Raw genomic sequence first — 23,426 nt, 5'->3', positions numbered from 1 at the left:
GGCTCTCATCGAAAAGCGATACAAATAGAAAAACAGCTGAGGATTATTCCCCAGCTGTTTTATTTTGTAATGATTTCCCCATCACCATGACGCGATCGGTGTTTTTTAATTCATTTAAAGATTTTGTTCCGATACCAAACATCGTCATTTTTAACTCTAGTTCAATTTGATCCATCGTTCGGATAACAGATTCTGCAGACTCGGTAGCTGCTTGTAATAGCTGTCTAGCAAAGCCAATCACATCTGCGCCCAGTGTAATAGCTTTCGCTGCATCGACTCCCGTCTTCATTCCGCCACTTGCCACGACAGGAACTGCTGCATTACTACTTTTAACAGATACAATACAATCCTTTGTAGGTAATCCCCAATTATTAAATGCTTCTGCAGCTGCTTTCTTTAATGGATCTTCTGAGCGTAATTTTTCCACTTGGCTCCAGGATGTCCCACCAGCTCCTGCTACATCAATAAAGGATATTCCAGCATTATAAAGTTTATCTGCCACTGTTCCATCAATGCCGAAGCCAACCTCCTTGGCACCAACCGGTACAGGGAGCTGCTTGCAAACAGCTTCAATCTTAGGTAGGAGATTTTCGAAATTCAAATCACCGCCATCTTGAACTGCTTCCTGTAAACTGTTTAAATGTAGCACTAAGGAATCGGCTTCGGTCAGTTCTACAATTCGTTCTGCTTCATCTGCTCCATAGCCATAATTCAATTGAACCGCACCAAGATTTGCGATAAGTGGTACAGTAGGTGCCTGCTTCCTAATTAAGAATGACTCTTTATGTGCATCACTCTCAAGTAGCGCTCTCGTCGAGCCTAACGCTACCGCCCAGCCCTTCTCTTCCGCAGCAATAGCAAGATTCTGGTTAATTTTTGCAGCCAGCTCACTTCCACCAGTCATGGAACTAACCAAAAATGGAGCCTTAAGGGCTTTATTTAAAAAGGAAGTCTGCAAGTCTATATCTGCAAAGTTTATTTCAGGAAGGGCATTATGTATAAAGGATATTCCTTCTAGCCCTGTTGATTTATTAACCCCTTCCACATTATCATCCAAACAAAGACGGATGTGTTCTGTTTTTCTTCTATTTATACCTTCTTCCACTATGTATGGCCTCCTTAACTAGAACTACATCAATAATTTCTATTATAGAACCAGTTTACTTGTTTCTATTCTTAAATGAAAGAGAAGACCCACTGACTGATTTATTATTGCACAGTTCGGGAACAAACCTATACAATAACGATAAGCGAAATAGACGGCATATTAACCTATGTAGTAAGGAGGCGACAATATTGAGGGAAAGAGCAAAAAAATTTGCCGAAATGGCACACAAGGGACAAACAAGAAAAAACTCTAATGCACCATATGTAACACACCCGATTAGAGTAGCAGAACGATTAGAGAAAGAAGGATTTAGCGAGGAGCTTATTTGTGCAGCATATTTGCATGATGTTGTGGAAGATACACCATACGAGATACAGGACATGGAGAATCACTTTGGGAGCATAGTAGCCGAACTTGTTGCAGCCCATACGGAAGATAAATCAAAATCTTGGGAGGAAAGAAAACAGCATACAATTGATACTATTAGAGACGGATCAAAGGAAGTGAAATATTTGATTGTGGCTGATAAATTAGATAACTTACTAGGACAAGAACAAGATATTAAACAATTAGGATCAGAAGTTGCGTGGAGAAATTTCAACGCTGGCGTAGACAGACAAAAATGGTACAACGAGTCCATTTGTGAAGCAATGTATGTTGGCTTGGAGCCAAAAGATATTCCAACTTATTTTAAGGAATATGAGGATTTGGTCAAACGTGTCTTTCATTTTTCATAAATGAACAAACCCTCTTACAGTACCAGCACTGTAAGAGGGTTTGTTTATCTTGCTCGGTATTTCTTTTTTTGATCTTTACTAATCTGCTTCCATTTATTCTTTTCTTCCATTAAAGCCTTTTGGTTTTGCTTTCTTTTTTCATATGCCAGCTCTCGCTGCAGTTTAAGATAGCTTTGAAACCGGTCCATAGATAATTCTCCATTATCTATCGCTTCTTTCACCCGACAACCAGGTTCTGTGTCATGTTGGCAATCTTTGAACCGACACGCTTCCTCCAGTGCCTCCACATCCTGAAACGTGACGCCCATTGCTCCTTCACCTTCCCATAGTTGCAATTCTCTCATACCAGGAGTATCAATTAAGAGTGCTCCATTTGGCAAACGAAACATCTCCCTATGGGTGGTGGTGTGCCGTCCCTTGCTATCGTCTTCCCTAATTCCTCTTGTTTCCTGTATTTCTTTACCTAGAAGTGTATTAATTAATGTCGATTTTCCTACCCCTGACGAACCTAGCAATGCCCCGGTTTTGCCTGATGGTAGATAAGACAGGAATTGATCCAGCCCTTCTCCTGTTTTTCCGCTAACAGAAATGACGGGAACACCTATCGCGATTTCTTCTGTAGACGAAATAACTTCTTCCAGTCTCTCCACCGTACAAGAGTCCTTTTTGGTGAAAATAATTACAGGGGTAGCACCGCTCTCATAGGTGGATAGTATATAGCGTTCAATCCGTCTGCTATTAAAATCATGATCGAGCGCGTTAACTATAAATACAGTATCCACGTTAGCTGCTACTAATTGAGCCTCCGTTCGCTCGCCAGCTGCTTGCCGTATAAACTGACTCGTTCTAGGGAGAAGCTCTTTTATCACTGCCTTTTCTTCATCATATAACTTCTCTACTACCACCCAGTCACCAACGGCAGGAAAATCAAGTGTCCCACTGGCAGTATGCAAATATTTCCCGCTCACCTGGGCCAAGAATTCCATATCGCCGTCGGTAAGGCGGTAGCTGTTCTTTTGAACTGTTATCACTCTAGCAAGTTTGTCGTGTTCTTCTTTTTCTATAGGTTGGGTCCATCCCATTTTCTCTAAATTCGTCAAACCTTTTCCTCCTGTTTTACAGAGGAACAGTCTATTTAACTTGAACGTTCCTCCATTTTGTAGTTATTGGCTTTGAACTCTTTCTTCATTTTATTTGCACTCATAAACCATCACTCCTTCCAAAATGGATAAAACGCCTCGTTACATCTTATCGATTTTTAACGTTAATGTGAAAAAATATCTCACATCTTATTATTTCGCCTTTAAAGCAAAAAATCCTGCAAATAATAAAAAAAAGAACCAGATGCGCTTCATCTGGTTCTACTTATGTTTGTATTAACGTTTGTTCATTTCACTTGGTTCTGCACCTTTTCTTTCGTTGCGGTCCAGCCCTCTAATTTCTTTCATATCTTCTTCACTCAACTCAAAATCAAATACGTTAAAGTTTTCTTCAATTCGAGATGGTGTAACAGATTTAGGAATTACAACATTGTTATATTGCAGGTGCCAGCGTAAAATAACTTGTGCTGGTGTTTTGTTGTATTTTTCAGCAATATTTGTTACAACACTATTATTTAATACCTCTCCACCTTGCATTAAAGGACTCCATGCTTCTAAATAAATATTATGTTTGTCACAGAAGTCTTTCAACTCAGCTTGTTGTAGGTAAGGATGGCATTCAACCTGGTTAATGACAGGTACCACCTCACACTCATCCAACAGACGTTCCAAATGATCAATATTGAAATTACACACCCCAATAGCTTTTACTCGACCATCTTTATACAATTTTTCTAGTGCTTTATATGTTTCCACATACTCGTCAAATTTCGGTGTTGGCCAATGAATTAAGTACAGGTCAACATAATCAAGTCCCAATCTTTCTAAACTCGCATCAAATGCCTTTAACGTATTTTCATAGCCTTGGTCACTGTTCCAGACCTTTGTGGTAATAAATAGTTCTTCGCGTGGTACGTTTTGGTTTGCAATTGCACTTCCGACACCATTTTCATTTGCATACACCTTCGCGGTATCAATAGAGCGGTAGCCAACTTCAATTGCTTTTTCTACAGCAGGGGTTGCTTCCTCATCAGGTACCTGCCAAACGCCAAATCCAAGCTGAGGCATTTTTAATCCATTATTCAAAGTTACATACTGCATTGTTCAACATCCCTTCCATTGAAATGTCCCTATTTTATCATACTGTTTAGAAAACACGTATTCTTATGCTTGAAGCCAAACCCTAATCATCCGTTAATTCTTTATTTTTCTTAAAAGAGCGCTTGAGAGATATAAAATCAAATAGAATAAAAAAAGAAGAAGACCCGGCAGTAACTATACTGACAAGCCCTCTTATTTACATTATAATTCGTTTTTTTCTAGCCATTTCCCTCTGGCAAACGTATAGTTGCCCTCAAATCGCGTAAGTTTTTGGTCTGCAAGCAGATAAGTTACCGGAAATAAGCGATCCAGAAAATAGCGGTCATGAGAGACGGTTATAATCGTGCCCTCAAATTGTTCTAATGCTTCTTCTAATACTTCTTTTGATTCAATATCTAAATGGTTGGTGGGTTCATCCAATAGAAGCAGATTATGTTTTTGATAAACAAGCTCTGCCAAACGAAGCCTCATTTTTTCACCACCGCTAAGCTGCCTAACCTTTTTAAAAACATTCGGACCATAAAAAAGGAAACTCGCCAAGACTCCTCTTGCTTCTCCTTCCGTAACTGCAACATGCTCTCGAAACTCATCTAAAACAGTTAGATTTGCATCCATCTCAAGCATGTGCTGGGAAAGGTAGCCAATAGAAAGGTTACTTCCCCGTTTGACCATCCCTTGATCAGCATTCTCCGTTCCAAGCATGAGGTGTAACAATGTACTCTTCCCCGTTCCATTCTCTCCAATTAGGGCGATCCTCTCCTGGAAACGGACTAACATGGAAAGCTCTTCATATAAACATTGGTTTCCGAAACGCTTTGATACGCCATCAAGCTTTAGTACTTCTTTCCCACTGCGGCTCTCCATTTCGAAATCAAGATTAATCTTCTTCTGGTCCAATACGGGGCGTTTTACCACCGTCAGTCTGTCCAGAGCTTTTTGCATACTTTTGGCACGTCTGTGTAGCCCATCATTAGGCGGGTTTGCCTGATTCGCCCACTCTTTAAGCCGTTTAATCGTTTCCTTCATTTTTCTAATCTTTTTTTGCTGGTCTTCGTATTGTTGAAATTCACGCAGCAGTCTTGCTTCTCTTTCTTTTACGTAATCCGTATAATTCGTATGATATTTAATCAGCTCTCCTTGATCCATTTCCAAAATTGAAGTGACGGTTTCATCAAGAAAATAACGATCATGAGAGACAATTATCACAGTACCTTCATAATGCTTAATAAAAGAAGTTAGCCATTCTATTGCAAGGAAATCTAGATGATTTGTTGGTTCATCAAGTAAAAGAAGATCAGGGGCTTTTAATAATAATTGCGCCAAGCCAACTTTGGTCTTCTCTCCACCACTTAGCTGATACCACTTCTTATTTTCCAATTCAGTCATTTGCAATCCATTTAGAACTTGCCGAACCTGTGCGTCCATTTCGTATCCGCCATCTTGCTGGAATTTATCTAATAACGTGCCATAGTTTTCCATATGACGTTCCAGTTTGGCAGGATCCTTTTCCTCTGCCATGCGTCGCTCTAATTCCGTCATTTTCTCTCTTATCTTGTTTAAGTCTTCAAACACGTCATACAACAACGCCTGAACTTGCTTCTCTTCTTCTGTGACTGCGATTTGCTTTAAAATCCCTGTCCGCAACTCCTTTTTCCAAGAAATAACACCGCTTGCTGGGTCAGATTCCTTAGAAATTAGGTTTAATAAACTCGTTTTTCCCTCGCCATTTCTTCCGATAAGTCCAATTCGCTCATCTTCCTTTATTTCCATATTAATATCTTGAAAGATGGTATTTGCACCAATTATTTGGGTAACATTTCGTAAACTGCATAAAATCATTTGTTTTGCCTCCTATAGAAGAGACATCCTTCAAATGGACAGTGTGCCAATTAAAAAAGGACGACAAAGAGCAACCGCTCCCTGTCGTCCTTTTTATCCGTAGCAGGTAGATGTCTCTTACTGGTTTTTTCCATTATTTTACTTCCGAAAAGGGCATACGTGTCCCTTGGATAAAAATGATGGAAAAAAGCGCATAACAAATCCAAAGATACTCTCTGAATTTAGAAATGCTTCCAGTACGATTCATCTAACCCACCTCCTTTTTTCATTCTGACTAAATCTTACTCGATAAAACCCTATAGCGTCAAGTTATGCTATGGCAATTGTTTGGTTACTACCTCTCATTCCAAATAATTTCTCCGGAAAAATTTTGATGATTTATTTTTACATCGAAGTGATGTTTGCTATAAAAGTGCTTTAGTCTATTAACATGATCAAAATCTCTCTCCACAATATCACCTGTAATGTATTGCATGTTTTCTTCTCTCGCTATTTCTTTTAAATGCTTCATAAGGACCGAACCAAAACCTTTATTTTTAACTCCCTTAATATCAGCAATATGAAGGGTCGAATCATTACGATATTCTGCCTGAATGGCAGAATCCCAATCTCCACGATAAGGTTTTGTACACTCGTGCAACATGACCTGGCAATGCTTTCTTCCTTTGTCCGCATAAATAATAACCCACTGTTCTTCATTTGCCTGGTCTATGCTAATAATCTCTGACTTTTTGGCAATCTCCTTCATATTACTCTGCATCCGGTGTAACTGTATTTCCAAGGAATCCAATTCTTCCTTTAGTTCTTCTTTGCCTTTCTCCTTTTCTAAAAAAGCTGAGTAGATCATCTATATCACCTTACTTATTAGTTATGTCTTAAACACACAATTTGCTATTTTACAGGATAAACATCGCCAAATGCAACTATCTGAAAATTATTTTTCGAAAAATTTATAATAGTACTAAAGACTTAGAATAATTAGCCGATATTAAAAATAAATGTTTTTTTCTAAAAATTGGGGGCAAAATCGTGAAGTTTAGAAAAGCAACGAAACCGAAGAAAATAAAAGAGAATAAAGAAAGGAAAATTAATCGTTCCAAGCTTCTTAGAAGGTTTGCTTGGCGTAATGTTAGTATCGGTCGTAAATATATAACTGTTTTCTTTTTAACATTGCTTTTATTTGTAGCGTCAGCTTGCGTGGTATTTTTTCTATTGACTAAAGGGCAGGAAGATATTACCGAAATTAAAGAAAGCAGTTCACGAGTAAATGATATGGCGGATATGGCTTACCTTATCCAAGCTAAGGATGTCCAAATAGCCGATTATTTGCTAACTGAAAGCGATAAATATAAAGATCAATTTATTCAATATCAGGAAGAGTTTTTAGCATTAGCCGATAAACTCAAGCCAACCATGGTGACCGACGAACAACGCAGTAATTTCGATGAAATTATCAAAAAGAATGAGTCCAATGATGATGCATTTACCGAACAGATTGTTCCAGCCGTAGAAAATGATCAATCGCTAATAGCAAATTCACTGCGTGATTTTACCTCCAGATTAAGAACAGAAACCATTGATCATGTAAACGAATTAGTTACACTTATTAATGAAGATCAAAATAAATCCGTACAAAATGCGGAATCGAGTATTAAAGGGAGTACCATTACCCTAGCCATTGCCACTATTCTTGCAGCCATAATTGGCATTCCATTAATGATAATTATCAGCAGGATCATTACCAAAAACCTAAAAAAGATTGTTGGCGTAACCTCCGAAGTAGCAAATGGAAATCTCCAGACCCCTGATATGGATTACAATGGTACTGACGAAATTGGCCAGTTAGCAACAGCGGTTAACAAAATGAAGGGGAAAATTCACAGTATATTACTAAAAGTAGCGGATGCTTCCAATTCCGTTTCATCAAGAAGTGAAGTGCTGACAATATCCTCTAAGGAAGTTAGCGAAGGAAATACACAGATTGCGACAACAATGGAAGAGTTATCCACTGGTGCAGAAACCCAGGCAAATAGTGCTTCTGACCTGTCTGAAAGCATGAATGATTTTGTACAAAAAGTAGAACTCTCAGAGCAAAATGGACAAGAGGCTGCACAAAATTCCAGTACTGTACTGGAATTAACAAATGAAGGAACGGCCCTAATGAATAAGTCAGTCGCACAAATGAAGCAGATTGATACCATCGTGTCTACTTCAGTTGATAAAGTGCAAGGTCTTGATAAACAATCCAATGAGATTTCTAAGCTTGTACTCGTAATTAAAGACATAGCTGATCAGACAAACCTTCTTTCATTAAATGCAGCAATTGAAGCTGCAAGAGCTGGGGAGCATGGAAGAGGTTTTGCGGTAGTTGCAGATGAAGTGAGAAAGCTTTCTGAACAAGTAGCTTCCTCTGTTGGAGAAATAACAACCATTGTACAAAGCATCCAATCTGAGACAACAGAAGTCGTAGGCTCCCTCAACTCAGGATATAAGGAAGTTCAAGAAGGTACCAAACAAATTGAAGAAACAGGTAGAAATTTCAACTCGATTAATCAATCCGTTTCCGAAATGACTAAAAAAATTACATTTATCTCTTCTAACCTACGGGAAATTTCCCAAAACAGTAAAGAGATGAACAATCTTATTGAAGAAATTGCTTCCGTCTCTGAGGAATCAGCTGCTGGTGTAGAACAAGCTGCAGCTTCCGCACAACAAACTTCCAGTTCCATGGAGGAAGTATCGTACAGTGCAGATGAATTGGCCAAATTAGCCGAACTACTAAATAAGGAATTAAAAATCTTTAAGCTATAAAGTGAAACTTCAATCAGTGGGTTTTTCGTTCTTCCCCCACTGATTGTTAGTTGAACGAATCGGGGTGTTAGCGTCCGTTTCCCCCTCTAAAAACTCAAGGCTTCACCTCATGTTTTGAAGTGGGAGTCTTACGGACGGTTGCACCGGGATAAAGACAATGGAGTTTGGGAGCCAACATAGATCTATAAAAGAAAACACTACGTATGCTTGTTTGCAGCACACGTAGTGTTTTCAAATTTCGTCCTACTTAATTCCGAACCAAAAAGCATGGTTCTGTATGATCCCAGACCATCCCCGTCGCCTGCATAAAAGCATAGCAAATTGTTGGACCAACAAACTTGAATCCGCGACGTTTTAAATCCTTGCTCAACCGCTCTGATTCCTCCGTTACAGCAGGAACCTCTTCTATAGACTTCCAGTGATTCACAATTGGCTTTCCACCGACAAACTGCCAAATATAAGACTGGAAGCTGCCAAATTCCTCTTTGACCCGTAAAAAGGCTTGCGCATTCGTTATAACAGAATGAACTTTCAACTTGTTACGAATTATCCCCTCATCAGCAAGCAATTGTTCAATCTTCTTCTCGTCATATTTGCTTACTACTTCTGGTTGAAAATTATCAAATGCTTTTCTGTAATTCTCTCTTCTTCTTAAGATGGTAATCCAGCTTAAACCAGCCTGCGCACCTTCCAGGCAGAGCATTTCAAACAGTTTTCTATCATCTTCTACTGGGACTCCCCATTCTTCATCATGATATGCAACATAAAGCGGGTCTTCTGTGACCCATCCGCAACGTTCTCTATCCATCTTTACTCTTCCTTCGTCTCAATTTTATTTTCTTCATAAGAAATCCAGTCACTAAAGCTGCCTGGATAGAGTTTTACATTGTCGTAGCCTGCCATTTTTAATGCAAGTATATTTGGGCAAGCCGAAATGCCTGAACCACAAGAAACAATAACTTCCTTATCTTTGGAAATGGCTGAAAAATGTTCTCTTAATACCTCTTCCTTTTTCCAACTTCCCTTTTTATTTAGTACGTCCTTCCAAAAAAAATTTTTGGCGCCAGGTATGTGTCCAGCTTTATGATAAAGGGGCTCAATATTCCCCAGGTATCTCTCCCTTTCTCTGGAATCTATCACAATCGCAGTATCATTTTCTAGTTTTTCTTTCACTTCATCTATGTTAGCAGTCTGCTCATCTCGTAAGATTGGTCTAAATCTTTTAGGTTCTAATACAGGCATCTGGTCTGTTACTGGATTTTCTTGTCTAAGCCATTCTTCATAGCCACCATCCAGCACATAAGCCTTCTCGTGTCCTAGGCAGTGCAAGAGCCACCATAACCTAGCTGCGAACATTTCATTTGCCTGATCATAGATTACAACCGTTGTATCATGATCAATTCCAATATTCCCTACTTTCCTCGCAAAAGTAGTCATATCAGGAAGCGGATGCTTTCCACCATGCTTCTCTGCCTTGCTGGAAAGATCTTTTTCCAGGTCAAGATAGACAGCCCCAGGAAGATGATCCTTTATATATTGCTTTCTACCAGCTTCTGAATCTGTCAATTGAAAGCGCACGTCCACAATAACTGTATTGTCTCTATTATTTTCCAACCGATTCTTCAATCTAGATACACTAATAATATAGGTCATCCTTACCCCTCCATTGGGTCATTATTTATATAATCATTTAACTGATTAAGAATAATTTTAACGCAACTATGTATTGAAACCAACTCTAGATAAACAGTTTCCTAAAATAAGAAAGTTTTTCCCGCAGTTCTTTCAATGTTCAGATAACCCATGATACGGTATACTAGCAATATATCTAAATTTTAAAACAGGGGATGAATACATTGAAGAAAGCATTGATAGATCGCTTTATTACCTATGCCAAAATGGATACACAGTCTAATGAACAAAATGAAGCAACCCCTTCTACTCAAGGACAATTCGAATTAGCCAACCTCCTAGTAAAAGAATTAAGAGAAATTGGCATGATGGATGTAACGGTTGATGATAATGCCTATGTAATGGCAACGTTGCCCGCTAACACGGATAAAGATATTCCAACAATTGGATTCCTAGCACATCTGGATACTGCAACAGATTTCACAGGAAAAAATGTTAACCCTCAGCTTGTCGAAAATTTCGACGGAAAAAGTTTGATATTAAATGAGGCGTTGAATGTTGTACTTACGCCAGAGGAATTTCCAGAGCTTCCTGCCTATAAGGGACATACATTAATTACAACAGATGGAACGACATTACTTGGAGCTGATAATAAAGCAGGGATTGCTGAGATTATGACGGCTATGCACCATTTAATTGAGAACCCAGAAATAAAACACGGAAAGATTCGAGTGGCCTTTACACCTGACGAAGAAATCGGCAGAGGACCTCATAAGTTTGATGTAGAGCGATTCGATGCAGATTATGCGTATACTATTGATGGTGGTCCGCTTGGGGAATTACAGTACGAGAGCTTTAATGCGGCCGGTGCACACCTCACGTTTTACGGAAATAGCGTGCACCCAGGTACCGCGAAAGATAAAATGGTTAATGCAGGGAAGATGGCGGCTTCTTTTATTAACAAGTTCCCTGAGCAAGAAGCGCCAGAGTATACGGAGAAATATGAAGGTTTCTATCATTTAATTTCCGTTTCCGGTGACGTTGAAAAAACGGAAGTTAGTTACATTATTCGTGACTTTGATCGCGATAGCTTTGAAGCTAAAAAAGAGACATTTGTTAAGTTCACGGAAGAGATTAAAGAGAAATACGGTGAAGCAAGTGTCAAACTAGAGTTGAAAGACCAATATTACAACATGCGCGAAAAAATTGAACCCGTGATGGAGATTGTAAACATAGCGCAGGACGCTATGACTAACTTGGGAATAACCCCGATTATACAGCCTGTCCGTGGTGGTACTGACGGTTCCCAGCTTTCATACATGGGATTACCAACTCCAAACATCTTCACTGGTGGGGAAAATTTCCACGGCAAGTTTGAATATATTTCTGTAGAGAATATGGAAAAGGCTTCAACTGTTATCGTGGAAATTTGTAAATTATACGAAGCAAAACACGAAGATCAATAATATTTTGCATGGAGGCTGGGACAAACGTACATCATGTCCTGGCCTCTTCTTTTTCTCGAATCAATAATGAAAAAATTGAGCCAGTACACAGAATACCTGCCAGCATGAAGCAGCTAACCATAAAGCCATACTCCTGAAAAAAGAACATAGCTAGCATCGGGCCAAGTGTCGCCCCAATAAAAAGAATAAAGGCATACAGGGATGAAGCAGCCGCTCTCTCCATACCTCCCCATTTTCCGATTAGGAGCATAATAACTGGAAACGTTAGTGATATACCGGCAACAAAAAGAATACTCATGATAGTGATCATAATTGGCCCAGAAAGGAGACCAATTCCCACCAATCCAACTATACTCATGGAAAGACTACCTCTTAGCGTTCCCGCAGTACCAAATTTCCTTACAAAATAACCCGAACCAAATGAAAGAAGCATTCCAATAAACCCTGCTGACCGTAAATATAAAAGCTGTTGATCTGACATATAATATGGCGCGTTTTGCAAGTGACCTCCAAGAATCGTATACATTCCGATAAATGATAGGAGCAGTACGCTTGTCACAGCATAGCAGTATAGGAGAATTTTTCTTTTAATGAGGCGTCCTACCGAACGAGGATACTGCTTAAAGCGAAAGGTAGTGTCTGTCCCCTGCTCTTTAGGAAAAACTAGTAGCATGGTAATACAGATAACTAAATATAAAATGCCAAACGAGAAAAAGATTGCTTGCCACCCGTAATATTGTTCTACCAACGTTGCAAAGACTTGACCGAATATCCCTGCTGTCACATAGCCAAAACTAATAAAGCTAATAGCGGTAATGCGCTGTCGTTCGGCGAAGATTTGAAAAACGTAGGTCAATGCATTTGGAGCAAACGAAGCGGCAAAAAAACCTTGAAACGCTCTAAATAAAAGCAATGCTTCGTAATCCGTAGCTAATCCGCTTGCTCCTGAGATCACCCCAAGGATTAGCAAACCTGTCATCATCGTGCGTCTATAGCCATAGCGGCTTCCAATTGGACCGAACACTAAAAAACCAACAGCATAAAAAAGAGAAAAAATACTTGCTGCTCCTGCTGCTTGGGTACTGCTAATTTGAAAGCTCTCCATTAATGCTTGTGTCAATGGTGTCATCGTATAAACACTTGAGACAACAATCAAGGCGCTAAAGAAGAGGGTCGCTATTATAGCAGTTTGCCTTTTTTGGGAAATGTTCATAGGCTAACCCCCAGTTGTTCCTGTTTTTACGATAGCTTATGCCCAGAACTTTCTCATGTTACCATTCTCTTTTCACCCCATTGGGAAAAATCTCTATTGCTCTCTTATCCTAAAATATGAGAGAATAATAGATAGTTTTGTCACATAAGCACTAGACTGAGTTAATATATGTATTTAATAGGAAAAACCAATTAGGGAGAGTTCATCATGTTAAAGAGACTAAGCATAACTCTAGCAATACTTGCGGTTATTTCCGGCTGTTCCTCTAATTCGGAGGAGCCTGAGGAGCAACAGGATGAAACCACTTCAAATCATCAGGAAAGCCCTGCCGATAACCAGGAGGTTAAAGAAGAGATTACCGCACCAAAAGAAATGCTACAAAAGAAAGATCAAGGAGAAAAAGTTACATCCTTACAAAATGCTCTAAGAAAAATCGGCTATAACCTATCCGAGGAGGGTGTTTACGAAGAAGCAACTACGTGGGCCATCACAGATTTACAACTTCAATTTGAAGAATTGCAGGCATCTGGAGTTTATAATAAAGCTACCCAAAAAGTACTGAGTGCCTTATTAGATGGTTCAGAGGCAAACTTCCAACCTGGAAAGGCGTTACCCGAAAAAGCTGAAACAACGACTACGACAAACGGCACGCCCGTTTTAAGCAATCCATATGATCAGCTTGCATTAGTAAATAAAGAGTTTGCGTTACCTGCTGACTATTTACCAGAAGACTTAGTGACACCAAACGTTCGATTTCCGTTCACAGAAGAGCTTCCCAAAAAACAAATGCGCCAAATAGCTGCTGAGAAATTAGAGGAGTTGTTTGCAGCAGCCGACGAAGCTGGCCTTGATTTATATGCACAATCCGGATTTCGCTCCTATGACAGGCAAGACGCTATTTTTACCAGCAACGTTGCGGAGCATGGAGAAGAGGCAGCAAATAACTTTAGTGCAAGGCCAGGTGAAAGTGAACATCAATCAGGCCTCGCGATGGACGTAACAAGTCCTGATGTCAATTTTCAATTAATCATAGACTTCGGTGAAACAGATGAAGGGAAATGGTTAAAAAAGAATGCAGCAGAATTCGGCTTTATTATCCGTTTTCCTGAGGGGAAAGAAGAGATTACACAATACCAGTTTGAGCCATGGCATATCCGCTACGTCGGAGAAAAAGCAGCAAAAGAAATCATGGCACAGGGTATTACCTTAGAAGAATATTATGAAGAATAATCATGAAGCCTGTTCTACCTGAACAGGTTTTTTTGCGACTTGAAAACTTGTTTTCCTTTAAAACGAGGGGCCATAAAAAAACAGAATGTATCTTTATTTTTAACGTAGTAATATAAATGGATTTATGTAGGGAAAGGCTAGGGGATTTGTTTGTAATGGGCCCCTTAACTAATGCCCTCCACCCTTTCTCTTTCCACTTGGTCAATTTGCCTGTCTAGTTTACGAATCCGCTCCAATGCAACGTGGTCTTCCATTTTCTTGTAATGATGATTTCCCCCTACCTCTTCATCGGCTTCATCCGCCATGTTCACCACCTGCTGTAGTGGCTTTAGCTGCAGATCGCCTTCTGGGAGATAAGAATCTGTATGGAGAAGTATTGCCACAGCAATTTCCTTCGCCGCCAACCGATCCTCACCAATTCTGACCAACAACTTATGTGCGCGACTCGCACCTTTTATTGCATGAATATCATTTTCCTTGTAAAGGTCGTAATCCCATTCTCCGTCCCTGTACCATGTGTAATGCCCCACATCATGTAATAATGCTGCCTTTGTAGCGTGATCTGTATTGACATTGTATTTTTTGGCAAACATAAACGCATATTCCGTTACGGAAATTGCATGAGCGATGCCTGAACGCTTTAGATATTTTTGCGTAATAGGATGGCTGAATACCTCTTCTAAGGTGACTTTCCTCATATCTTTCACTCCTTTTTTACATGTTGGTAAAGTGTATAACGTTGTCCGAAATATAGTAACGGCTAGCTACAAGCTTCACCCTTCCTTTTTATATAAAGTGAAACTTCTATCAGTGGGGGTTTTCATTCCCTCCCACTGATTGTTAGTTGAACGAATCGGGGTGTCAACGTCCGTTTACTCCACTTAAATATCACGTTTCACCTCATGTTTTGAAGTGGGAGTCTTACGGCCGGTTGCACCGGGGTAAATTTTTATGACTATATCATTTATAAAAGGCTTTTGCAATAGATTAATTACCTATTTTCTGCTATTTTAAACAATCGCCTTACCCGTTTGATTATTTTTGATTGTTTTTGATTGATTCTGGTTGATTTTTGCAATCGTTTACTTTATAATTTGGATGAATCAATCGTACTGGAGTGATCCACTATGCTAACAACGGAAAGACAATCCATAATCATTGATCTTCTCAAGGAAAAACAGACTGTTACTATTCAAGAAATGATTGAAGCAACCAACGCATCGGAATCGACAATACGACGTGACTTAACAGATTTAGAGAATAAAAAAATGTTAACAAGAATCCATGGTGGCGCTACATGGACGGAGCAAAAAATTCGAGAAATGAGCATTTTGGAGAAATCAACCAAAAACCTTCAAGATAAAAAAAGAATCGCACAGCACGCTGCTTCTTTAGTAGAAGATGGAGATTGCATTTTTCTTGATGCCGGTACTACAACTTTTCAGATGATTCCTTTTTTACAACATAAAGATATAGTCGTTGTTACAAATGGTATTAATTTAGTAGAGCGTTTAATGGAGCATGACCTAGCCGCCTATTTAACAGGTGGAAAAATAAAAGCAAAAACTAGTGCACTTGTTGGCTCACAAGCAATAGAGTCGATTAAAAACTATCGTTTTGATAAATGCTTTCTTGGTGTAAACGGCTTTGATTTGAAATTCGGTTACACAACGCCAGATCCTGAGGAAGCAAGCGTAAAACAGCATGCAGCAAACTTTGCAAAAAAGGCTTATGCGCTCGCAGATCATTCCAAGCTACGTACGGTTAGCTTTGCAAAAATCTTTGATTTGGATGAGGCTATTTTAATCACAAGGAATTTACCTGAACAGATAAAAAGCGAATTTAACGCAATGAAAACAGTAGAGGTGATACACATATGATTTACACATGCACCATGACACCATCCATTGACTACACTACTTACCTTCCATCATTTCAAAGCGGGGAACTGAATAGAACGAATGAGGTCTATTACTACCCTGGCGGAAAAGGGATTAATGTTTCCAGGGTCCTTCAACGCCTTGGAATTGATACAACGGCGACCGGCTTTGCTGGTGGTTTCACAGGAGATTATGTAATGGACTTTCTTAAACAGGAAGGTGTCCAAACAGATTTTATAGAGACAGAAAATATTACAAGAATAAATGTGAAAATTAAAGCTGATACAGAATCAGAATTAAATGGCCCCGGCCCGAATATTACGGAAGACCAATTCGCGCAATTGACAGCCAAGATACAAACGCTCTCAACAAATGACTGGTTTGTACTTGCTGGGAGCTTACCCAATTCCATTAAGATGGACGACTACCGCAGAATTTTGGCAACATGTCGAGAAAATAATGTACCCTTTGTTCTCGATACCTCTGGCCCGGCATTAAAAGCGCTTATTCAAGAGAAACCTTTTCTCATTAAACCAAATGAACATGAACTAGGAGAGCTTTTCAATGTAACCATACGTTCTAAGCAGGATGCCATTATCTATGCTAAAAAGCTTGTTGAAACTGGTATCCAGCATGTCATTGTTTCCCTGGGTAGTGAGGGTGCCATATTAGTTAGTGAGAAGCAGGTACTGGCCGCAACTGCTCCAAAGGGACAAGCAATAAATACAGTTGGGGCAGGGGATTCGCTCGTTTCCGGTTTCCTAGCCTCCTATGTAATGAACCATGATACAAGCGCTGCTTTTCAATACGGTGTAGCAACAGGAAGCGCTACGGCCTTTACAACGGATTTATGTGAGAAGAAAGATGTTATCCGGTTAGTGGATGAAGTCAAAATAGAAACATTAGAATGGATGTGACTGACATGAAAATAACAGAATTGCTGAAACAAGAAACCATCATTCTTGATTTGCAGGCAAATACAAAGGAAAATGTCCTAACCGAACTTATTGACCAGCTAAATCGAGCTGGGAAGTTACAGGACAAACAGAAATTCACAGAAGGAATACTAGGTAGAGAAGAACAGAGCACGACAGGAATCGGGGAAGGTATTGCCATCCCTCACGCTAAATCAGCAGCAGTTAAGGAGCCAGCAATTGCTTTCGGACGTTCTACAGATGGAATTGATTACGATTCTTTGGATGGACAGCCTGCTCACCTTTTCTTTATGATCGCAGCAACAGATGGGGCAAATAATGCACATCTCGAGGCACTTTCCCGCTTGTCTACCTTTTTAATGGATGAAAAGTTTCGAACTAAAATTTATGAAGCGACATCTGTCGATCATATTCTAGAAGCGGTTAACCAGAAAGAAGCAGAGCTAGACGAACCTGAAGAGCCTGTAACGGATGCACCAGCAGATTCGAAAAAGATCCTTGCTGTAACTGCATGCCCTACCGGAATTGCGCATACGTATATGGCTGCTGAAAAGCTTAACGAGACAGCAAAAGAAATGGGAATTAACATCAAAGTAGAAACAAATGGTTCAAGTGGTGTTAAAAACCGTCTAACAGAGGAAGAAATAGCAGAAGCTGACGCAATCATTGTCGCTGCTGATACAAAAGTAGAAATGGCTCGTTTTGATGGGAAGCATGTGATTCAAACACCTGTTGGAAAAGCACTTCATGAATCTAACAGCTTGCTAACACGAGCTGCTGAACAAGATGCTCCTGTGTACAAACATGAGGGCGGAAAAGATGAATCAGCAGAAAAAGGTGGTAAAAGCGGTTTTTACAAGCATTTAATGAATGGTGTATCCAATATGCTACCATTCGTAGTTGGTGGTGGTATCTTAATTGCCCTGTCCTTCTTCTGGGGAATTGAAGCAACCGACCCAGACAGTGATAGCTATAATGCATTCGCAGCAATGTTAAATACCATTGGTGGAGGAAAAGCATTCTTCTTAATGGTACCAGTTCTTGCCGGATTTATCGCCTCAAGTATTGCCGAGCGTCCAGGATTTGCACCTGGTATGGTCGGTGGTCTGATTGCAATCACAGTGTCAGGAGCTGATGGCGCGGATGGTGGGTCTGGCTTCCTTGGTGGTTTAATCGCAGGTTTCCTTGCTGGTTATGTAACACTATTTGTTAAAAAGGCATTCTCTAGATTGCCTAATGCTTTAGAAGGCTTAAAGCCCGTTTTATTCTTCCCGTTATTTAGTATCGCCATAACCGGAATCATTATGATGCTGATTAACCCTCCACTTACTCAGGTGTACACTGGTATATCTTCCTTCCTAGAGGGAATGGGTGGAACAAATCAAGTGCTTGTCGGTATTATTTTAGGTGCGATGATGGGCTTTGACCTTGGTGGACCAATTAACAAAGCTGCTTATACATTTGGTATTGCCATGCTTGATGCTGGTAACTATACGTTTATCGCAACCGTAATGGCAGCTGGAATGGTCCCTCCATTAGGAATGGCCATCGCCACAACCTTGTTTAAGAACAAGTTTACCAAAACAGAACGTGAAGCCGGGAAAACAGCTTACGTGTTAGGCGCCTGCTTTATTACAGAAGGTGTTATTCCATTTGCAGCAGCTGATCCGGCTCGTGTTATCCCATCTGTTATGGCAGGTGGTGCTGTAACTGGTGGTTTAACGATGCTATTCGATATTGGACTTCGTGCCCCACACGGCGGAATTTTCGTAATCGGCCTTGTTGAAGGTGGATTAGCAAAAGGCTTGCTCTATGCACTTGCTATTATAATAGGTGCTGTTGTAGCAGCATTACTAGCAGGTGTACTTAAGAAGAGAATAGTTTAAACAAAGAGGTGCCTCCCGTCTTTAGAGACGTATAGGCACCTCTTTTATGTAGCTAGTTCGTTTTTCTTTGACACTCGCCTACTCATAAGTAATTTTCATATCACCCTGCTTGATCAACCCTTTCTTTCGCAATAACTCCGAAATGAGCAGACTGATAAGCGCAGGCGCAATAAAGTGTAACAGCAAGACACTCCAGAAAACCCCTGTTGAAAAGCCCATTGATTCAAATGTCATGATTTGTCCAACCAAACCACTTGTCCCCATTCCTGCTCCAGAAGCATTGTTTGTCAGTTGTAGCCATACTGTGGCTAACGGTGCTAAAACGATCGCCGCAATGGTCGGCGGAACCAAAATGATCGGCTTTCTAAGAATATTCCCGACCTGGAGCATAGAAGTACCGATTCCTTGGGCGATAAAACCACCAAAACCATTTTCTCTATAACTTGCGGTTGCAAATCCAATCATATGTGCAGCACAGCCAATTGTAGCTGCCCCTGCCGCTAATCCATCTAGGGATAGCATAATGGCAATAGCTGCAGACGAGATTGGTGCTGTTAAAGCAAAACCCATTAGCACCGCTACCAATATTCCCATGATGAAAGGCTGCTGCGTAGTCGACCAATTAATTACTTCACCAAAGCCAAGCATAAATGTATTAATTGGTGGTCCAATAAAGGAGCCGACTAAAAAGCCTGCACCAATGGTAACAAACGGTGTCACAATAATATCGACCCGTGTTTCCTTATAAACTATTTTCCCAATTTCTGTTGCCAGTAGTGCAGCAACATAACTTCCTGCTGGCCCACCAAGCTCCGCTCCATAAGCTCCAGCAAATAAAACAGAAAACAAGACAAGCGGTGGAGCCTTGAGACCATAAGCAATTGCGACGCCTATCGCACCGCCCATAATTTTCGTATCCATCGAAAAGCTACCCATTTCCGCCATGGATGCTCCTAGTGTTGGTGAAAAGCCGCTAATGAGCTCCTCGCCAAGTGTCTTCATAATAAGTCCAATAATTAAAGATGAAAATAATCCCAATGCCATGTAGCTTAACGCCGTAATGAGGTACTCCTTTACGGATAGAGAAACCTCTTTTTTATTAAGAAATGCTTTCATTTTTCCACCCCTTTCGCTAGCTTATGTGAAATAAATCACATTTAATGAACTAGAAAGCCCTTTCCCTCTTCTTATTATTACGGGGGCCCACGTATTTATCAAGCCTTTTTTCTGTCTGTAGCTTAGAAAAACTCGCATTCGCTCGTCTTTTAGCGAATGTATACGTTTTTCTTATACTTGGAACATTAAAATTTTAACTGCATCGTAATTGCTTCCTAGCTAAAATTTTATACTTTCCTAATGTGCAAAAAAGAAGGGCAGTTGCTTTTACCTATTTATTCCGATACAATTTAAGTGAAAACTATTATCAATTATGCATACGCATGACCAGGAGGCATAAGATGAATACGACAGGCAAAAAAACTGCACTGGCAAAGGCTATCCGGGAGCGTCGGTCAGTAAAAAAGGGCTATAATGATAAAGCAGTAACAGAAGAAGTTATCTTGGACTTACTAGAGGATGCAGTCTGGGCACCAACTCACGGTATGCGTCAACCATGGCGTTTTATTTTTGTTGGACCTGAAAAATTAGGGACTTTTGCCAAAAAGATCGCTTCTACCTATCCTGAGGAACGACAACAAAATCGTGAGGATTACCTCAACGAACCAAATGCTATTCTCGTCGTAGTGATGGATGAACCAGAAATACCGAAGCAATGGGAGGAGAACTACGGCGCAGTAGCTTCTATGATCCAAAACTTTTGGTTACTTGCATGGGAAAGACAGCTTGGGGCCGTTTGGAAGACTAACCCTCACATTTATGACCCGAAAGTAAAAGAAATTTTAAATATAGGCGATGAAGAAAAAATCGTTGGCTTTGTTCATTTAGGCTATTTTGATGAACAACCTGCCTTAAAAGAACGACTACCAATCACTGAAAAATTCACTCGATATGAAGGCTAACATTAAAGAGCTTATAAGAAATCAACTTTATAACATGTTGATGCATTAAATGGCACCATAAATTTAGGGTACAACCCTCTCTAATTGGTGCCATTTTTATACTTATCACTCGATATTTATTTGGTAAATCAATTGCTCACAGAGGTGGTGTTAAACATTATTGCACTAGTATTCATTTGCTTAACGTGCTCCTCCGTTTTAGCAAGTTTATTTTACTTTATGCTTTTATATCCCCATTTTAGTTATATCGGATTTATCATTATTTTTATCATTTATTTCTTATGTTTTCTGATTTTTGCAGTACCAATTCAAATATGGTTAAGAAAAAGACCTAAACTATTTTCTATTAAACAGCTTCTTATTTATTTTTCAGTGGCCTTCCTAGTAACCATACTATTATTCTTAATATATGGTAATCCTGATCTAACTCAAGTGTTTTTAATCTCTTCATTTCATTCTATTGTTTTTTGGTTACTAGACTCCACCCTTTTAAAGGATAAGAGAATATAGTGGAACTATTCATAAATGGAAAATGGTTACAAACCCCACTAAAATTCTTATAGTTTTTTAGAAATTTAACATTTTAGGTCGTTACATATTAATTCTTATTACCACACCGTACTTTTCAACTGTTGATCTTCTTCATAACGCTCCATTGCCAAGTCAATTAATGTTGTAATAAGATCTGTGTATTCCAGACCACTTATTTCCCACAATTTAGGATACATGCTAATCTTCGTAAATCCTGGCAAAGTGTTTACCTCGTTTACAATGATTCTTCCCTCTGGTGTTAAAAAGAAATCTACCCTTGCCAGACCTTCACACTGCAACGCTTGAAATGCCTGTATGGCAGTAGCTTTTATTTCTGCTGCCTTCTCCTCTTCAAGCCTTGCTGGAATGGAAAGCTCTGCGCCCTTTTCATCAATATATTTGGATTCATACGAATAGAAATCATTTTGAGGGAGTATCTCACCAAGTTCAGATGCTTTAGGTATAGCATTTCCTAATACTGCACATTCAATTTCCCGACCATTAATCATTTCTTCAATGATAATTTTATGATCGTATTGAAAGGCTTCCTCTACTCCAGCTATAAACTCTTCTTTTGTGGTAGCCTTGGTCACCCCTACAGAAGATCCCTGGTTTGCAGGTTTAATAAAAACGGGTGTACCTAAGGCCTCTTCTATCTTTTCAAAAGAGATGGTGTCTTTCTTCGCCCGATTAAAGGAGAACCCTTTGGCTACTTCCACTCCTGCTTCTTGAAGTACTATTTTTGCAATCCCCTTATCCATGCATACTGCCGAAGATAGAACATTTGGCCCAACATATGGGAGGTTAGCCATTCTCAGCATACCTTGCAAACTTCCATCCTCACCTAATGTTCCGTGTACAATCGGAAAGATTACATCAAGCTGTTCTATCGGAGTAGCATCACCTGCTTTTACTAGCTGGTCATTTCCTTTTCCTGGCACTACCGCAACTGCATCATTTGATTTATTTAACTCTATTAATTTAGGGTTCTCTTCATTCAATAAATAGGATGAAGCATCGTTTATATGCCATTCTCCTTTTTTATCTATACCAACTAAGACGACATCAAATAACTCTTTATTTATAGCATCCACTATATTTTTAGCAGATTGCAAGGATACTTCGTGCTCTGCGGATTTGCCTCCAAAAATAATTCCAACCTTCTTCTTCCCCATCCATCTAACATCCTTCCATTGAAATATATTTTTACCATACCATAAGAATGCTTGGGAGAACTAGAAGGTTAATACAGAAAAATCCCACGAAAAAATCCTTGACTTTTATTCGCAAAGCCTTTATCATTATTTTCAATCAACTTAATCTAATTAGCGTTGAAGAAGAATAGTAACCTAGTTTAGACACTTGCAGAGAGCTGATGGTTGGTGAGAATCAGTGTGGACATTTAGGTGAATGGGCTTCTGAGCTTCCAAACCGAACCAGTATGCAGTAGGCTTTGGCGAACAGGTCTCATCGTTACACGAGACGAATATTGGGCAATGCATGCCCGATGTTGCTAAAGTGAGCTGTATTTCAGCTAATAAAGGTGGTACCACGGTCCCTCGTCCTTTTCGGATGTGGGGCCTTTTTGTTTGGAAAAAATTAAATATCTAAAATCGTTTATGTAAGAGAAGTAGGTATACTAAAGTCGTTTCAGAGAGCTGGAATTGGTGGGATCCAGTACGAATAGGTATGCTGAATGGACTTACAAAGAGGTTTTCTGAACATGTTTTTATAAGTAGGAAAACACGGAGTTCCGCCGTTACACGGATAGGATATCGATCCCCATAAGTTCTGGGCTTCCGTATCTGAACAAGATGAAAAGAGAAAGATTCTCTTTTCAAGAGAGGTGGCACCGCGGTCACAATCGTCCTCTATAAACGCAGTATTTGCGTTTGTAGGGGGTTTTTTTATGGTTTGGTATTTAAAAGTAAAGGAGATG

21 protein-coding genes and 2 other annotated features are annotated in these 23,426 nt (G+C 39.7%); of the genes, 9 read left to right on the top strand and 12 right to left on the bottom strand.

Annotated elements, in window-relative coordinates; translation table 11 throughout:
- Window positions 1-43: 43 nt before the first annotated feature.
- On the bottom strand, window positions 44-1,105 hold the full coding sequence (gene fni, locus K3T81_RS09010; protein ID WP_238019494.1) for a type 2 isopentenyl-diphosphate Delta-isomerase: 1,062 nt from the start codon (window positions 1,103-1,105) through the stop codon (window positions 44-46).
- Between the two features lie 191 nt (window positions 1,106-1,296).
- On the opposite strand from fni, the gene K3T81_RS09005 reads away from it, so the two are divergent.
- On the top strand, window positions 1,297-1,845 hold the full coding sequence (locus K3T81_RS09005) for an HD domain-containing protein (protein ID WP_238019492.1): 549 nt from the start codon (window positions 1,297-1,299) through the stop codon (window positions 1,843-1,845).
- A 44-nt stretch (window positions 1,846-1,889) separates the two neighbouring features.
- Here K3T81_RS09005 and rsgA read toward each other — a convergent pair whose 3' ends face one another.
- From rsgA to K3T81_RS08985, 5 genes are all read right to left on the bottom strand, one after another.
- Window positions 1,890-2,927, bottom strand: a complete 1,038-nt coding sequence (gene rsgA / locus K3T81_RS09000) for a ribosome small subunit-dependent GTPase A (protein WP_238019599.1) — start codon at window positions 2,925-2,927, stop codon at window positions 1,890-1,892.
- A gap of 294 nt (window positions 2,928-3,221) precedes the next feature.
- Window positions 3,222-4,046 (bottom strand): aldo/keto reductase, encoded by an 825-nt coding sequence (locus K3T81_RS08995; protein ID WP_238019490.1) that lies wholly within the window; start codon window positions 4,044-4,046, stop codon window positions 3,222-3,224.
- Between the two features lie 201 nt (window positions 4,047-4,247).
- Window positions 4,248-5,885, bottom strand: coding sequence for a ribosomal protection-like ABC-F family protein (gene abc-f / locus K3T81_RS08990; RefSeq protein ID WP_238019489.1), 1,638 nt, complete (start codon window positions 5,883-5,885; stop codon window positions 4,248-4,250).
- Window positions 5,886-6,018: 133 nt separating this feature from the next.
- A complete protein-coding gene (locus K3T81_RS19595) occupies window positions 6,019-6,132 on the bottom strand; it encodes an RAxF-45 family protein (RefSeq protein ID WP_286163045.1) in 114 nt (37 codons plus the stop codon).
- 87 nt (window positions 6,133-6,219) lie between these two features.
- Complete coding sequence (locus K3T81_RS08985) at window positions 6,220-6,732, bottom strand: GNAT family protein (RefSeq protein ID WP_106895636.1); 513 nt, start codon at window positions 6,730-6,732, stop codon at window positions 6,220-6,222.
- Between the two features lie 182 nt (window positions 6,733-6,914).
- Between K3T81_RS08985 and K3T81_RS19590 the strand changes: the two genes are divergently transcribed.
- A complete protein-coding gene (locus K3T81_RS19590; RefSeq protein WP_238019486.1) occupies window positions 6,915-8,696 on the top strand; it encodes a methyl-accepting chemotaxis protein in 1,782 nt (593 codons plus the stop codon).
- Window positions 8,697-8,943: 247 nt separating this feature from the next.
- Here the strand turns inward: K3T81_RS19590 and K3T81_RS08975 are convergent, their stop codons facing one another.
- Entirely contained in the window at window positions 8,944-9,504 is a 561-nt protein-coding gene (locus K3T81_RS08975) for a DNA-3-methyladenine glycosylase I (RefSeq protein ID WP_238019484.1), read from the bottom strand.
- A 2-nt stretch (window positions 9,505-9,506) separates the two neighbouring features.
- Window positions 9,507-10,349 carry a sulfurtransferase gene (locus K3T81_RS08970; protein WP_238019482.1) on the bottom strand — a complete coding sequence of 281 codons (843 nt, stop codon included), beginning with the start codon at window positions 10,347-10,349 and terminating at the stop codon, window positions 9,507-9,509.
- 203 nt (window positions 10,350-10,552) lie between these two features.
- On the opposite strand from K3T81_RS08970, the gene pepT reads away from it, so the two are divergent.
- Window positions 10,553-11,794 carry a peptidase T gene (pepT, locus tag K3T81_RS08965; protein WP_238019480.1) on the top strand — a complete coding sequence of 414 codons (1,242 nt, stop codon included), beginning with the start codon at window positions 10,553-10,555 and terminating at the stop codon, window positions 11,792-11,794.
- Window positions 11,795-11,825: 31 nt separating this feature from the next.
- Here pepT and K3T81_RS08960 read toward each other — a convergent pair whose 3' ends face one another.
- The gene (locus K3T81_RS08960; protein ID WP_106895631.1) at window positions 11,826-13,007 is read right to left on the bottom strand and encodes an MFS transporter; all 1,182 of its coding nucleotides are present in this window, start codon (window positions 13,005-13,007) and stop codon (window positions 11,826-11,828) included.
- Window positions 13,008-13,214: 207 nt separating this feature from the next.
- Here K3T81_RS08960 and K3T81_RS08955 point away from each other — a divergent pair, with 207 nt between their 5' ends.
- Complete coding sequence (locus K3T81_RS08955) at window positions 13,215-14,237, top strand: D-alanyl-D-alanine carboxypeptidase family protein (RefSeq protein WP_106895630.1); 1,023 nt, start codon at window positions 13,215-13,217, stop codon at window positions 14,235-14,237.
- Window positions 14,238-14,401: 164 nt separating this feature from the next.
- Here K3T81_RS08955 and K3T81_RS08950 read toward each other — a convergent pair whose 3' ends face one another.
- Complete coding sequence (locus tag K3T81_RS08950; RefSeq protein ID WP_106895629.1) at window positions 14,402-14,935, bottom strand: HD domain-containing protein; 534 nt, start codon at window positions 14,933-14,935, stop codon at window positions 14,402-14,404.
- A gap of 429 nt (window positions 14,936-15,364) precedes the next feature.
- Between K3T81_RS08950 and K3T81_RS08945 the strand changes: the two genes are divergently transcribed.
- Genes K3T81_RS08945 through K3T81_RS08935 form a run of 3 tightly spaced genes read left to right on the top strand, consistent with a single transcriptional unit; the run spans window position 15,365 to window position 18,938 of the window.
- Entirely contained in the window at window positions 15,365-16,117 is a 753-nt protein-coding gene (locus K3T81_RS08945; RefSeq protein WP_106895628.1) for a DeoR/GlpR family DNA-binding transcription regulator, read from the top strand.
- A complete protein-coding gene (gene pfkB / locus K3T81_RS08940; RefSeq protein ID WP_238019478.1) occupies window positions 16,114-17,034 on the top strand; it encodes a 1-phosphofructokinase in 921 nt (306 codons plus the stop codon). The genes K3T81_RS08945 and pfkB overlap by 4 nt, the downstream gene beginning before the upstream one ends.
- Window positions 17,035-17,039: 5 nt before the next feature.
- Entirely contained in the window at window positions 17,040-18,938 is a 1,899-nt protein-coding gene (locus K3T81_RS08935; RefSeq protein ID WP_238019476.1) for a PTS fructose transporter subunit IIABC, read from the top strand.
- Between the two features lie 78 nt (window positions 18,939-19,016).
- Here K3T81_RS08935 and K3T81_RS08930 read toward each other — a convergent pair whose 3' ends face one another.
- On the bottom strand, window positions 19,017-20,054 hold the full coding sequence (locus K3T81_RS08930; RefSeq protein ID WP_238019474.1) for a PTS sugar transporter subunit IIC: 1,038 nt from the start codon (window positions 20,052-20,054) through the stop codon (window positions 19,017-19,019).
- A gap of 341 nt (window positions 20,055-20,395) precedes the next feature.
- On the opposite strand from K3T81_RS08930, the gene K3T81_RS08925 reads away from it, so the two are divergent.
- Both K3T81_RS08925 and K3T81_RS19650 read left to right on the top strand, forming a co-directional pair.
- Window positions 20,396-20,956, top strand: a complete 561-nt coding sequence (locus tag K3T81_RS08925; RefSeq protein WP_238019472.1) for a nitroreductase family protein — start codon at window positions 20,396-20,398, stop codon at window positions 20,954-20,956.
- An 87-nt stretch (window positions 20,957-21,043) separates the two neighbouring features.
- Window positions 21,044-21,466: a UPF0715 family protein gene (locus K3T81_RS19650; protein WP_420830812.1), complete on the top strand. Its 423-nt coding sequence runs from the start codon at window positions 21,044-21,046 to the stop codon at window positions 21,464-21,466.
- Window positions 21,467-21,564: 98 nt separating this feature from the next.
- Here the strand turns inward: K3T81_RS19650 and ddlA are convergent, their stop codons facing one another.
- A complete protein-coding gene (gene ddlA / locus K3T81_RS08920) occupies window positions 21,565-22,662 on the bottom strand; it encodes a D-alanine--D-alanine ligase (RefSeq protein WP_238019470.1) in 1,098 nt (365 codons plus the stop codon).
- A 147-nt stretch (window positions 22,663-22,809) separates the two neighbouring features.
- Window positions 22,810-23,057: a binding site (T-box leader), on the top strand.
- A 38-nt stretch (window positions 23,058-23,095) separates the two neighbouring features.
- Window positions 23,096-23,362 (top strand) — a binding site (T-box leader).
- The last annotated feature ends 64 nt before the right edge of the window (window positions 23,363-23,426 follow it).

The organism is Oceanobacillus jordanicus, assembly GCF_022095695.1.
Classification (GTDB): domain Bacteria; phylum Bacillota; class Bacilli; order Bacillales; family Amphibacillaceae; genus Oceanobacillus_B; species Oceanobacillus_B jordanicus.
Note: the sequence above shows the minus strand (reverse complement) of the source record. Positions and strands in the feature narration are given on the sequence as shown.

Coding starts and splice junctions, on each gene's coding strand:
- K3T81_RS08950 (WP_106895629.1), bottom strand. CDS start 14,935: ATGAGGAAAGTCACCTTAGAAGAGGTATTCAGCCATCCTATTACGCAA.
- K3T81_RS19595 (WP_286163045.1), bottom strand. CDS start 6,132: ATGAATCGTACTGGAAGCATTTCTAAATTCAGAGAGTATCTTTGGATT.
- K3T81_RS08960 (WP_106895631.1), bottom strand. CDS start 13,007: ATGAACATTTCCCAAAAAAGGCAAACTGCTATAATAGCGACCCTCTTC.
- K3T81_RS08970 (WP_238019482.1), bottom strand. CDS start 10,349: ATGACCTATATTATTAGTGTATCTAGATTGAAGAATCGGTTGGAAAAT.
- K3T81_RS08985 (WP_106895636.1), bottom strand. CDS start 6,732: ATGATCTACTCAGCTTTTTTAGAAAAGGAGAAAGGCAAAGAAGAACTA.
- K3T81_RS08925 (WP_238019472.1), top strand. CDS start 20,396: ATGAATACGACAGGCAAAAAAACTGCACTGGCAAAGGCTATCCGGGAG.
- rsgA (WP_238019599.1), bottom strand. CDS start 2,927: ATGGGATGGACCCAACCTATAGAAAAAGAAGAACACGACAAACTTGCT.
- K3T81_RS08930 (WP_238019474.1), bottom strand. CDS start 20,054: ATGAAAGCATTTCTTAATAAAAAAGAGGTTTCTCTATCCGTAAAGGAG.
- K3T81_RS08955 (WP_106895630.1), top strand. CDS start 13,215: ATGTTAAAGAGACTAAGCATAACTCTAGCAATACTTGCGGTTATTTCC.
- K3T81_RS08935 (WP_238019476.1), top strand. CDS start 17,040: ATGAAAATAACAGAATTGCTGAAACAAGAAACCATCATTCTTGATTTG.
- K3T81_RS08995 (WP_238019490.1), bottom strand. CDS start 4,046: ATGCAGTATGTAACTTTGAATAATGGATTAAAAATGCCTCAGCTTGGA.
- K3T81_RS08975 (WP_238019484.1), bottom strand. CDS start 9,504: ATGGATAGAGAACGTTGCGGATGGGTCACAGAAGACCCGCTTTATGTT.
- ddlA (WP_238019470.1), bottom strand. CDS start 22,662: ATGGGGAAGAAGAAGGTTGGAATTATTTTTGGAGGCAAATCCGCAGAG.
- K3T81_RS08945 (WP_106895628.1), top strand. CDS start 15,365: ATGCTAACAACGGAAAGACAATCCATAATCATTGATCTTCTCAAGGAA.
- pfkB (WP_238019478.1), top strand. CDS start 16,114: ATGATTTACACATGCACCATGACACCATCCATTGACTACACTACTTAC.
- abc-f (WP_238019489.1), bottom strand. CDS start 5,885: ATGATTTTATGCAGTTTACGAAATGTTACCCAAATAATTGGTGCAAAT.